General features: G+C 68.7%; 11 protein-coding genes and 1 tRNA gene. 7 read left to right on the top strand and 5 right to left on the bottom strand.

Features of this window, described 5'->3' with window-relative positions:
* Window positions 1-432: siderophore-interacting protein (locus J7E68_RS09300; RefSeq protein WP_215171958.1), on the top strand; the 432-nt coding region annotated here is incomplete at its 5' end.
* A gap of 18 nt (window positions 433-450) precedes the next feature.
* Here J7E68_RS09300 and J7E68_RS09305 read toward each other — a convergent pair.
* From J7E68_RS09305 to J7E68_RS09315, 3 genes are all read right to left on the bottom strand, one after another.
* On the bottom strand, window positions 451-1,374 hold the full coding sequence (locus J7E68_RS09305) for a DUF1295 domain-containing protein (protein ID WP_215171960.1): 924 nt from the start codon (window positions 1,372-1,374) through the stop codon (window positions 451-453).
* 17 nt (window positions 1,375-1,391) lie between these two features.
* On the bottom strand, window positions 1,392-3,251 hold the full coding sequence (locus tag J7E68_RS09310; RefSeq protein WP_215171962.1) for an AMP-dependent synthetase/ligase: 1,860 nt from the start codon (window positions 3,249-3,251) through the stop codon (window positions 1,392-1,394).
* A 105-nt stretch (window positions 3,252-3,356) separates the two neighbouring features.
* A tRNA-Gly gene (locus tag J7E68_RS09315) sits at window positions 3,357-3,430 on the bottom strand.
* Between the two features lie 92 nt (window positions 3,431-3,522).
* On the opposite strand from J7E68_RS09315, the gene dcd reads away from it, so the two are divergent.
* Together dcd and J7E68_RS09325 are read left to right on the top strand one after the other, a co-directional pair.
* Complete coding sequence (gene dcd / locus J7E68_RS09320) at window positions 3,523-4,137, top strand: dCTP deaminase (protein ID WP_215171964.1); 615 nt, start codon at window positions 3,523-3,525, stop codon at window positions 4,135-4,137.
* A 1-nt stretch (window position 4,138) separates the two neighbouring features.
* The gene (locus J7E68_RS09325) at window positions 4,139-4,549 is read left to right on the top strand and encodes a hypothetical protein (protein WP_215171966.1); all 411 of its coding nucleotides are present in this window, start codon (window positions 4,139-4,141) and stop codon (window positions 4,547-4,549) included.
* Window positions 4,550-4,642: 93 nt separating this feature from the next.
* Here J7E68_RS09325 and J7E68_RS09330 read toward each other — a convergent pair whose 3' ends face one another.
* On the bottom strand, window positions 4,643-5,428 hold the full coding sequence (locus J7E68_RS09330; protein WP_215171968.1) for a hypothetical protein: 786 nt from the start codon (window positions 5,426-5,428) through the stop codon (window positions 4,643-4,645).
* A gap of 105 nt (window positions 5,429-5,533) precedes the next feature.
* On the opposite strand from J7E68_RS09330, the gene J7E68_RS19740 reads away from it, so the two are divergent.
* Complete coding sequence (locus tag J7E68_RS19740; RefSeq protein WP_311416802.1) at window positions 5,534-6,094, top strand: MarR family winged helix-turn-helix transcriptional regulator; 561 nt, start codon at window positions 5,534-5,536, stop codon at window positions 6,092-6,094.
* Between the two features lie 125 nt (window positions 6,095-6,219).
* Window positions 6,220-7,719: an HNH endonuclease signature motif containing protein gene (locus J7E68_RS09340; RefSeq protein WP_215171970.1), complete on the top strand. Its 1,500-nt coding sequence runs from the start codon at window positions 6,220-6,222 to the stop codon at window positions 7,717-7,719.
* 5 nt (window positions 7,720-7,724) lie between these two features.
* Here the strand turns inward: J7E68_RS09340 and J7E68_RS09345 are convergent, their stop codons facing one another.
* Window positions 7,725-8,693: a cation diffusion facilitator family transporter gene (locus tag J7E68_RS09345; protein WP_215171972.1), complete on the bottom strand. Its 969-nt coding sequence runs from the start codon at window positions 8,691-8,693 to the stop codon at window positions 7,725-7,727.
* Between the two features lie 216 nt (window positions 8,694-8,909).
* Here J7E68_RS09345 and J7E68_RS09350 point away from each other — a divergent pair, with 216 nt between their 5' ends.
* Both J7E68_RS09350 and J7E68_RS09355 read left to right on the top strand, forming a co-directional pair.
* Window positions 8,910-10,691 carry an FAD-dependent monooxygenase gene (locus J7E68_RS09350; RefSeq protein WP_215171974.1) on the top strand — a complete coding sequence of 594 codons (1,782 nt, stop codon included), beginning with the start codon at window positions 8,910-8,912 and terminating at the stop codon, window positions 10,689-10,691.
* Window positions 10,692-10,858: 167 nt separating this feature from the next.
* Window positions 10,859-12,245: ABC transporter substrate-binding protein (locus J7E68_RS09355; protein ID WP_215171977.1), on the top strand; the 1,387-nt coding region annotated here is incomplete at its 3' end.

A 12,245-nucleotide genomic window follows, 5' to 3' on the forward strand; every position in this document is an offset into this window, starting at 1 on the left:
GGGTGGACGGGGTACGGCCTGCGCTGGCAGCCGGGCGTTGCGCTGCGCTTCCTTCTGGTCGCCGTTGAGACGGCGTTCCCGGCCGTGCGCGGCATCCTCGCCTCGCTGGCGCCCGACTCGCATGCAGATGTCTTCCTCGAGTGCGACGACCCCGCCGATGACATCGTCACGGTGCATGCTCCCGACAACGCGCACATCCGTGTCGTCAGTCGAGCGACCGGTGACGAGGCCGGCGTCGAAGGTGCGCTGCGGGAATGGGCCGACGAGCGGCAGGGCGCGCTGCGCGATGACTCCGACCTCTATGTGTGGCTGGCGGGCGAGTCGGGCGTAACCACGCGCATCCGACGCCACCTCACGGCTGAGGCGGAGATCGCGAAGGATCGCGTGTCCTTCCTCGGATACTGGAAGGTCGGAGGACCGCTCGTCGGGTGAGACGGCGTCACTCAGCGACTATGCCGCGGTCTCCCGCACGGACGGCCGTGTGAGTCGCGGGATTAGTGACGGCGTGCTCTCGCGGTAGGCGATGTAGTCGGCGCGGTCGCCCCACTTCTTCTCGGCGCGAGCCTCGAGCAGCGGGATTCCGCTGACCCGGGTGAGCAGCAGGATCACGAACAGCGGCGAGAGGAGTGCGACCCACTGCCATCCGGCCAGCACGGGTGCTGCGGTCAGGAAAACGCCCACCCAGATCACGATCTCGCCGAAGTAGTTGGGGTGGCGCGAGCGCGACCACAGTCCGGTGCGGATGAACTCGTGCTTGTTGGCCGGGTCGGCGCGGAATGCAGACTTCTGCGCGTCGGCGACGATCTCGATCACCATGCCGAGCGCCCACACGACGAGTCCCACGATGGTCAGCCACCCGATGGGGGCTCGCGATTCGGCATCCGTGCTGATCGCGATCCATGCCGCGGCTGCCGTGATCGACACCCACGCACCCTGGATCACCCACACCTGCAGGAAGCGCACGGGCGATCCCTTGATCTCGTCGAAGCGTCCGTCGGATCCCGCCTTGTGCACGCGCATCGCCAGGAACGACCCGAGACGGGCGGCCCACAGGATCACCATCGCCGCGAGGATCCAGCTGCGTGCGTCGGGCATCGGCGTCAGCAGTACGAGAGCGACCGAGATGGCGAGGAAGGTGAGGCTGCCGGTGAGGTCGAAGAACCGCTCGGTGCGCAGGATCATCGCCGGGATGAACGCGAGGATCTGAATCGCGAAGGCGGCGGCGACGGCGATCGCGAACAGCGGGATGCCGCCGAGCGTCGCACCGCCCTGGCTGCCGGCGAGTGCGACGAGGGCTCCGATGACGAGCGCGACGACGATCGCGATCAGCGAGGAACCCGAGGACTTGGGCGTGGTGGGAGTGGGGGAGGACATGGTGTTCTTTCCGGTTCTCAGAGGTACAGGTCTTCGACGGTGACGGCTGCGCGATCCAGCACGACGCTCCGCTTGAGCTTCATGGTCGGGGTGACGAGGCCGCGATCTTCGAGGTCCGCGAAGACCACGCTGAAACGGCGCACCTGCTCGCTGCGTGCCACGAGCGCATTGGCGGCATCGACCGCCCGCTGCAGGTGGGCGCGGAGCGCCGGGTCGGTCACGGCCCGGATGTCGGGCTGCGGGGGCATGGGGATGTCGACGCCTTCGGCATCCGCCCATGCCTGGGTCTGCTCGGGGTCGAGAACGAGAAGGGCCGAGAGGTAGGGCTTGCTCTCGCCCACCATCACCGCATGCGAGACGAGCGGGTCTGCTTCGACGGAGCGCTCCCAGCGGGTGGGCACGATCGTCTTGCCGTTCGAGGTGACGATCACGTCTTTGAGGCGACCGTCGAGGATCAGCCGGCCCTGGTCGTCGAGGCGACCGAGGTCTCCGGTGCGGAAGAAACCGTCGACGAAGGCATCCGCGTCGTGGGCTGGGTTGCGGTACCCGGCGAAGACGCCGACGCCCCGCGCGAGCACTTCGCCCTCGTCGCTGATGCGCACGGTGAGTCCGGGCAGGGGCGAGCCGACGCTGCCCGAGGCGATGCGACCGGGCAGATTGCCGGTGAGCGGCGCCGTCGTCTCGGTCAGCCCGTAGCCCTCGATGATGGGCACTCCGATGCCGCGGAAGAAGAGCGAGAGGTCGGTGTCGAGCGCTGCGCCGCCCGACAGGATGTATCCCACCCGACCGCCCATCACGGTGCGAAGACGACGGTAGAAGAGCGCATCGAAGAAGCGATGGCGCAGGCGGAGTCCGCGGTCCCGCGTGATGCGCCGGCCGGCGTCGGTCCTCTCGGCGCGGCGACCCCACGCGATGGCCGTCGAATGAGCCTTCGCCCACACGCGCGAAAGGCCCTTGTCGGCGGCCTTCGAGGCGGCGGCGGCCTGGATCTTCTCCAGCACCCGCGGCACGACCACCAGGAACGTCGGGCGCAGGGTGTCGAGAGTTGCGACGACCGTCGACGGGTCGGACAGGTGCGCGATGCGCATGCCGCTCGCGAGGCAGATCAGCTGCAGGCCGCGCGCCAGCACGTGGGCCAGCGGAAGGAAGATGACGGTGTTGCCGTCTTCGTTGACGATCTCGTGGTACGCCGCGGCGATGTTGAGCACCTGGCCGAGGAAGTTGCGGTGCGTGAGCACGACGCCCTTCGGCTCGCCGGTGGTTCCCGACGTGTAGACGATCGTCGCGGGGTCGTCCTGCGTGGCGGATGTCCTGCGCGCCTCGAGCTCGTCGTCGGTCACGTCGACGCCGCTCGAGACCAGGTCGATGAGGGCGCTGGGCGATGCGACATCCATCGTCCATGCCCCGAGGGTGTCGCCGGTCGTCTGCGCGAGTGCGGTCTGCAGAAGCGCGGCGTGCGCCGCGGTGCCGCCGATCGCCAGACGAACACCGGCATCGGCGACGATCGCGTTCACCTGCGAAGGAGAGGAGGTCTCGTAGATCGGCACCACGACGGCGCCGGCGAACCAGGATGCGAGGTCGGCGACGGCCCATTCGTAGCGCGTCGGCGCCATGATCGCGATCGGGTCGCCGGGCCGGATGCCCCGCGCGATGAAGCCCTTCGCAAGAGCGCGCACCTCGTCGGAGAAGGCCTGCGTCGTGATCGGGCGCCACGGTGCTGCGGCATCCGCGTCCGTGCTGCCCGCCCGCTCGTTGCTCGACCGCTCGACCTCGAAGGCCACGTGGTCAGGAGCCGCGGCGGCGCGCGCGACCAGCAGGTCGGTGACGTTGCGGTACCCGTCGAGGTCTGCAAGCGGCGGGGTCGATGACTCGATCATCGGGGCTCCTCTCGGGCGCGCGAGAACGGGCCCATCTGCTCCTGTTCGGAGCCGGTGACGGATCGGATGGGACGAGAAAACCCCCGGAAGACTCCGGGGGTCTTGTGGAGGGGCTGACGGGAATCGAACCCGCGCTATCTGCTTGGGAAGCAGAAGTTCTGCCATTGAACTACAGCCCCGCACCTGCATCCGAGGAGCAGGTGACGCAAGCCTACCCGCCCGATCCGTCATGGCCAAAGCGCCGGCGGGGTGCGGCAACTAGGCTGGGGCCGTGCTTCTCAGTGACCGCGACATCAGAGCAGAACTCGCATCCGGCCACATCGGTCTGGAACCGCACGAGCCGGAGATGATCCAGCCGTCGAGCATCGACGTGCGCCTGGNNCGCCTGGACCGATACTTCCGCCTCTTCGACAACCACAAGTATCCGTTCATCGACCCGTCGGTCGATCAGCCGGAGCTCACCAGGCTGATCGAGGTCGACCCCGACGAGCCGTTCATCCTGCACCCGGGGGAGTTCGCGCTCGGCGCGACCTTCGAGCAGGTCTCGCTCGCAGACGACATCGCCGCTCGCCTCGAGGGCAAGTCGTCGCTCGGTCGCCTGGGTCTCATCACGCATTCGACCGCGGGATTCATCGATCCGGGGTTCACCGGGCACGTCACGCTCGAGCTCGCGAACGTCGCGACGCTGCCGATCAAGCTGTGGCCCGGCATGAAGATCGGGCAGCTCTGCTTCTTCCGGTTGACGTCGCCGGCCGAGAATCCGTACGGCTCCGGTCCCTACGGCAACCGTTACCAGGGGCAGCGCGGACCCACGGCATCCCGCTCGTTCCAGAACTTCCACCGTACGAACGTCGGCACCACCGACGTCGGAGCCGTAGGAGGCTGACATGAGCGGCGACAGCAGAGACCCGTACATCCGACCGGAGGATGCTGTCATCCCGCCGCCTCCGCCGGAGTCTGCGGTCCCGGATGCGGTGATCCCGCCGCCTCCGCCGGAGGCGATGCTTCCGTCGACGCGCCGGTCGCGTCCGAAGCCGGCGATCCTCACGGGGGATCAGCCGGCGCCCGTGGCGGACGACTGGGCGCAGCCGTCGGTCGCACCCGAGGAGCCGACTTCCGGCGGCTACCGGGCGCTGACGTTCGTGATCTTCGCGTTCCTCATCGTGCTGCTCGTGGCCGCCATCGCCGGGGCGATCTACCTCGGTACGACGGTGTCGTTCGCGCTGTCGGCCGGCGGGTCCGAGACGATCACCGCAGCGTCCGCGTTGCTTCAGTCAGACGGCCTGCGGGGTCACTAGGGCATCCCCGCAGCACAGCGAGCCCGTGCGCAGCACGCCGAAACGCCCCGCCTGAGCTGCGTCAGACGGGGCGTTCTCGATGATCGGATGGCGTCAGGCGTCGCGACCGCGAGAGAACCCGGCGTCGAAGCCGCGCTCGTAGGCGTGCTGCGCCATGCGGGCGTCGCGGGGGTGGCCGTGGCGGCGGTCGTGTCCATTGTGGCTGGGACCGTCGTGGCCGGCGTGGCCGTGGTGACCGTGGCTGTGGGCGTCCGCGAAGCGGTCGTGTCCCGGGTGGCCGCGGTGTCCGCAGTCGTGGCCGGCGGACTCGGCATCCGCTGCACTGTCGTGCGCGGAGCCGAGACCGGGTGCGAAGTCGCGACCGCGTCCGAACGGGTGTCCATGGCGGCGGCCGAGACCGCGCCCCGGGGTGAATCCGGGTCCGAAGCCGTGGCGGCCGAAACCGTGGCGACGACCGCGTCCGCGGGGAAGCGGCGTCTCGTCGTCCCAGCCGAAGGCGCGGGCGATCTGCTCGAGCGAGGCGAGGGTGGTCTCGAGGTCTTCGACGCTCACGGCGTCGCTGACCTTGGCCCGGATGCCCTCGACGATGCCGCCGAGGCGCTCCTTGGCCGCCCGGCCCTCGTCGGTGAGCGCCCAGCCGTCGCTCTCGGCGACGATCCATCCGCGCTCGACCAGGCCGTGCAGCTTGTGGGTGTTCAGGGGGCGACGGGCGGGGGCGGTGCCGTCGATGACGTTGAGGATCCGCCAGTCGCGGCGACTTGTGTGCTCGCCCTCGAAAGCGGAGTCGAACTCGGCCGCCATGAGGCGGTCGACGGCCTTCAGCCAGTAGCCGAAGGGGCGGGAGGTGCTGTCTGTGTTCTGAGTGTCAGAGGTGTTCATGAGTGAAGTCCTTAGATGTCATGGAGCATGCGCTTGTCACTATGCATGTATATGTAGTGTGACATGCAGTAACGATGCATGTCAAGTCGCATGTAAAATCGAGGGGTGAGCGCTGCAGAGAACGACCCCACCGAGGCCATCGCCCGCGCCCTGTCACGCCTGCGCGGTCGAAGGCCCGGGGAGCGCGGCGGCCGGGGTGGCGCAGGCGGACGCGGCTGGCACGGGGGTCCGCACCCCGATCGCTTCGACCGGGGTGATCACGGGCATGCGCACGCGCACTCGGGTCATCCGGGGATGCCGCCATGGATGGGCGATCCGTCAGGGCGCTTCGGAGGGCCGGCGCGGATGCGGATGCTCGAGGCGCTCGCCGCAGCACCCGACCCCCTCAGCGTCAGCGATCTGGGTGCGGCGATCGGTGTCGACCAGCCCCGTGCATCCAGACTCGTCCAGCAGGGGGTCGCGCACGGTTTCGTTCGCCGAGAGGCGGATCCTGATGACGCGCGGCGCACGCGCATCGCACTCACCGACGAGGGGCGGAAGATCGCTCGCGGGATGAGGGGCGAGCGGCGTGAGGCTCTGGGAAAGGCGCTCGCGGCGTTCAGTGAGGAAGAGCGCGACCAGCTCGCGTCGCTGCTGAACAAGCTCGCCGACAACTGGGAGAACTGAGCGTTCCCACTCGCTCATCGGCATCCCGATACGCTGCATCGATGTTCCGGAATACGCGTCTGATCTGGGATAAAAGGGGGTCATTTCGATCTCTGAATGTCTGAGGCCACGGGTTGGATGGGGGTATGCCATCCCGCAGCCGAGCTCTCCTCGATCAGGTCGTCTCAGACCTCGATCGCGCGCTCTGCGACGACGCGCTCGCGGGCTTGTCCGACGCCGAGCGGGTCGAGGTGATGCAGGCGGCCGGTGCAGCATCGCGGCGGGTCGAGGCTCTGCTCGTCGAGACACTCGCGACCGGCGACTCGGCCGACTTCCCGCACACCGCAGACTGTCGCACGCAGAACGAGCTGCTGCAGCGCACCGTCCTGACAGACGTGGCCGGTGCGACGCGGGTCGGCAAGGTCGTCGATCTGGTGCGACGCGATGTGAATCTGGTCTCGGGAGAGCGATTGCCGGCGAGGTGGCCGGCACTGCGCGAGGCGATGATCGACGGTGCCCTCGGCACGGCGGGCATGCTCGCGGCTACACGACCGATCGAGAAGATCTCCGACCGCATCAGCGTCGATGACCGGCTCCGTGCAGATCGGTGTCTCGCCGAGGCGGCGCGCGGCATCCGGCACACGGCCTCCGGCGAAGAGATCCGCGGCCCGGCGCCGACCACTGACGAGCTGACCTTCCTCGCTGAGACACTGGCTGCCCTGCTCGATCCCGACGGAGACGAACCCGGTGACGAGCCTGCCCGCAGGCGCGGCATCACGATCGGTCGTCTGCGCGACGGGTTGCGGTCGATCAAGGGATGGCTCACCCCCGAGGTCGCGGCCCAGCTCGAGTTGATCCTCGACGCCCAGAACAATCCGAAGGGCGATGGCCCCGCGAATCCGGGAGTGAGGTTCTCGCGCTCGGGTGATGTCACGGACGCTGATGACGCCGATGACGCCGATCACGCTGATGCGGACGAGAACTCCAGCGCGGCCGATGACGCCGATCCGTTCAACTCGGATCCGCGCTTCGTCATCGACGGCCGCACGGCGGCCCAGAAGCGGCACGACGCCCTCGCGGCTGCACTCGTGATCGCGGCCCGTCACCGCGACATGCCCACTCTCGGCGGCGCGGCTCCGACACTCGTCGTGACCGTCGACGCGAAGGACCTCGCACAGGGCGCCGGGCGGGCGAGCGTCAGCGGAGCTTGGGGCCAGGTTCCTCTCGCCGTCGCCGCTCATGTCGGATGCGCGGGCACGATCCAGCGGGTTCTGTTCGACGAGGGCCGCATCATCGGGATCAGCACCACGAACCGGGTCTTCACGGTGCATCAGCGTCGGGCGATCATCGCCCGAGACAGAGAATGCCTGATGCCGGGGTGCCACGTTCCTGCGTCGTGGTGTGAGATACACCACGTCACCGAGCACTCCCGCGGCGGACCCACGCATACAGACAACGGTGTTCCGTTGTGCTGGTGGCATCATCGATCCCTCGGCTCATCGGGGTGGGAGATCCGGATGGACGACGGAGTCCCGCAGGTACGAGGACCGCGATGGTGGGATCCGGAGCAGCGGTGGCGCACCCCACGTCTCAGTGTCGAGAGGGCAGAGGTCGGCAGGGCATCGACGTTCGCCCGCGTCGGATGACCGGTCTACGGCGTCTGCTGCGCGTCGGCGCTTGCCGCTGCGTCTGCGTCTGCCTCTGCGTCTGCCCCGAACTCGAGCGACTTCTCGTCGTCGACCGACAGCGAGAGCACCACAGTCTCGACGACCGGGTGCGCTTCGATCTGCTGCTCGATCGCGCGCAGGCTGCGAGCGACGTCATGCTCGCGAGCGTCGCCGGTCAGATCGACCTCGGCGACGATGAACAGCCGGTTCGGTCCCACGTACTCGATATGCAGGTAGGTGAGCCGTTGGATCTGCGCAGAGTCCAGCAGTGCGTGCCCGACCCGATCACGCAAGGCCGGGGACGCATTCGAACCCACCAGGAAGGCGATGTTGCGTCCGATCAGGATGATCGCCACGACACCCAGCAGGATGCCGACGAGGATCGACCCGATCGCATCCCACGCAGCGACTCCCGTGAGCTGGTGCATCGCGATCGCGCCGGCGGCGAGCACGAGCCCGATCAGAGCAGCCAGGTCTTCGAAGAAGACCGCCCGCAGCGTCGTGTCGCTCGTGTCGAGCACATAGTCCCATGTCGACGAGCCGCGCTCGCGCGCGAGGCGTCGCGACTTCACCATCGCCTGAGTGAACGACGCCCCCTCGAGCACGAACGCGATGCCGAGCACCGCGTACGCGACACCAGGGCTCTCGACCGGGCCCGTGTCAGACAGCTCCTGCACCCCGTGCATGATCGACACGATCGAGCCGGCGGTGAAGATCCCGAAAGCGGCGATCAGCGACCACACGAAAGCCGCGCGGCCGTAACCCAGCGGATGCCGTTCATCCTTCACCCGAGCACCCCGCCGATCGGCGATCAGCAGGAAGACCTCATTGCCGGCATCCGCCCACGAGTGCGCCGCCTCGGCGACCATCGACGCCGACGAGGTGATCACCGCCGCGACCGTCTTGGCGATCGCGACGAGGATGTTGGCGAGGAACGCGATGATGACCGTCACGCGGTCAGGCTACTCCCGCATCTACGGCGTGCGGGCGAGTGGTGCGACGTGCGATCACAGTAGGCAGCGGCATCCGCTCTCCGGCCGACCGCTGTCGGCCCGTGTCGTTCGGTGACGTCCCGTGACGCTCGCAGAAGGTCTGTGACGCCGACGACGCGGGCGCCCGTGCCGAGGCGAAGGATGATCTGCATTCCCGACCCCAGCCAGGAGGATCCCATGGTCGCCCAGAACGAGATCAGCCGCGGAGAGCGGCACGTCGACACCGTGCTGCTCGCGCACGGCACCCCACCGCAGGAGGTCGAGGTGCTCGTCGTCGGCGCAGGTCCGTCTGGTCTCGCCACCGCGCTCGAACTCAACCGGCAGAAGGTCGATGTCGCGGTGATCGACGCGGCGACGTCGTTCCGTCTCGTGCGCGCCGGAGCGATGGGGCACAGTGCCCGTACCGTCGAGTTCTTCCAGCAATGGCGCGTCGAAGACCGCATCCGGCGCGGCTGGACCTTCCCGCCCGAGTGGAACCTCGGCACGACCTTCCGCACCTCGCTGATCGGACACGATCTGACGCGGTCGGGCACGCCCAGCGGGCGCCCGGGCTTCACCGGCCGCGCCGAGAACCCCTATTCGCTGGCCGAGTCGCTGCGTCGCCCGCAGACCGCGCTGCAGCAGGCGTTCCTCGACCAGCTGGCCGAGCTCGACGTGCCGGTGGCAGGTGGATGGCGTCTGCTGTCGCTGCTCGAGAGCACCTCGGGTGACGCGAGCGATCCCGGGGCCCGCGACGGCGTCATCGCGACCGTCGAGCACGTCGAGACAGGAGCCGTGCGCCGCATCCGGGCGAAGTACGTGGTGGGTGCCGACGGCGCCCGCAGCACCGTGCGCACGCTCGCGGGCATCGAACGTGACGGTGCCTACGCGACCGACCGGCACTTCCGTTTCGTGGTGCGCACCGAGGGCGACTATGCCGGGCGCGACCCCTTCCCCAGCGCCGTGAACGTCATCGTCAACGGCATTCACTCCGGTTTCCTCGCCGCGCTCAACGAGACCGATTGGCGCGTGTACGCGGGGCCCTACCCGCTCGAGCACACCCCGACTGAAGACGAGCTGCTGGCGCTCGCCCGTGCGGCCTTCGGGTCGGACCTCGCCCTGCAGGTCGTCGACGTCACCCCGTACTTCAAGAGCACACGGCTCGCCACCACCTTCCGACAGGGGCGGGTGCTGCTCGTCGGTGACGCCGCCCACGTCCGCACGCCCGGGGGAAACCTGGGAGAGGGCTTCGGTGACGTCTTCAACCTGGGCTGGAAGCTCGCGGCCGTGCTCCGCGGCACGGGAGGTGAGGCGCTGCTCGATTCCTACGACCGCGAGCGGCGCCCGCACAACGCGCGCGTGGGCGCCTCGGCGAAGGCGCGCGCCGACCGCACCGAGCGCAACGTCGACGAGGCGCGACGCCTCGGCTTCCCTGCAGACGACGACACGAGCTCCGAGGCCGAAGAACGGCGCGACCGCATCCGCGAGATCCTCGCTCAGGGTCAGCGCCGCGACGTCGGCGTGTACTTCGACGAGCGCTACGACGACTCTCCGGTGATCGCGTACGAGGCCGATCAGGTGGCGACAGAGACATCGTGGGATCCGGGGGTCTACGAGCCCGGCGGTCGCCCGGGGCATCGTGCCCCCAACGGCATCATCGACCCGTACGGCGTGACTCTCTACGACCGGATCGGCGGCGATGTCGCGCTGCTCGTGCTCTCCGACGACACCTCGGCCGTCGCCCGATTCGTCGAGGAGGCGCGGCAGCGGGCGATCGAGCTCGAAGTCATCCACCTGCCGGATGCCGGCGCCCGAGAGCTCTACGGCGCCCCCTTCGTGCTCGTGCGACCCGATCACCACGTCGCCTGGCGTGGAACGGATGCCGCCGGCGCCGGCGCCGTTCTCGACCGCGTCTATGGCCGCGTCGCCGAGCACGAGACTCTCGTGACCGCGCGGGTCGAGGCCGCGGCGACCCTCTGATGCGGTCGACGTCGGAGTCCTCCGGCGACGACATGTGACGTCAGGTTTCGTCGCCGGAACCTTTGTGACACCTCCCTATCGCACGCCCCCGGCCGCCCGTCAGGATGGCCACCACCCGCCCCGACATCCCGCAGCACAGTGCCGCACACCGCAGAACGGAACACACCATGACCCGCAGATTCACTCGACTTCGAACCGCAGCCGCCGCGCTGCTCGTGGGAGCCCTGGCGCTCACCGCGTGCGCCGCGACTCCGGCGTCGAGCACCTCAGGAGACGGCGACGGCGAGTCCGTGCTGCGCTGGGCGGCGACCCTTCCCGCTCACTGGGACCCGATCGTGCAGGGCTCGGGTTTCGGCTTCAACCTCACCGCACTCGCCTACGCCTCGCTCACCGAGATCGACGAGAAGGGCGAGGCGGCACCGGGGCTCGCCGAGAGCTGGGAGTACAACGACGAGGGCACGGCGGTCACCTTCCACCTGCGTGAGGGACTCGTCTTCCAAGACGACGAGCCGCTGAACGCCGAGGCCGTCAAGCTCTACATCGAGCGGGCCAAGACGCAGGAGAACTCGGCGCTGTTCGGCGACCTGACCTCGATCGAGTCGGTCACCGCCGACAGCGAGACCGACGTCACGGTGCACCTCAACCAGATCGACCACCAGATCCCGCTGCTGCTGGGCAAGCGCACCGCGCAGATCACGAGCCCGCTCGCCGCGGAAGACCCGGCGAAGCTCGACCAGTGGCCCGTCGGCGCGGGGCCCTTCACGGTCACCGAGTACGTGCCCGAGTCGCACATCTACTTCGAGAAGAACCCCGATTACTGGGATGCCGACAACATCCACATCGACCGGGTCGAGCTGTCGACCGCTCCCGACCCGTCGACGCTGGTCGCCTCGATCCAGACAGGTGTCTACGACTTCGCCTACGGTCTCGCCCCGGCGCAGTACGACGCCGCGATCGATGCCGACCTCGATGTCGCGACGCACCCCGTGTACTCGGCGTCGAACCTCAGCCTCAACATCAACAAGGCGCCGTTCGACGACCCGGCCGTGGTCGACGCCGTCCGCCACGCGATCGACCGCGAGGAGCTGGTCGAGAAGGTGACCTTCGGTCTGGGGTACGCCACCACGCAGCCGTTCCCCGAGGGATACATCGCCTACGACGACGAGTCCGAAGACCTCTGGCCCTACGACCCCGAGGAGTCCAAGAAGATCCTCGCTGACGCCGGCTACGAACCGGGCGAGATCGTGGTCGACTTCGTGGTCAGCGCGGATGGAGTCATCAACGAGGTCATTCAGGCGCAGCTCGCCGCCGTCGGGATCACCGCGAACATCACGGTGGCTCCCGACTGGGCGACGCCGTTCTTCGCGAAGGACCTCGTGCTCTCGACCTACGGCACGACCGGGCGCGAATCGCCGGTGCAGACCCTGACGGCGCACTTCGGCAAGGACGGCCCTCTCAACCTGTCGAGCCCGTATGTGCCCGAGGGCTTCGAGGAAGCGATCAAGGTCGCCCGCGAGACACCGCTCGACTCGCCGGACTATGCCGAGCACCTGC

It is taken from the genome of Microbacterium sp. ISL-103, from assembly GCF_018613995.1.
In the GTDB taxonomy this organism is placed as follows: domain Bacteria; phylum Actinomycetota; class Actinomycetes; order Actinomycetales; family Microbacteriaceae; genus Microbacterium.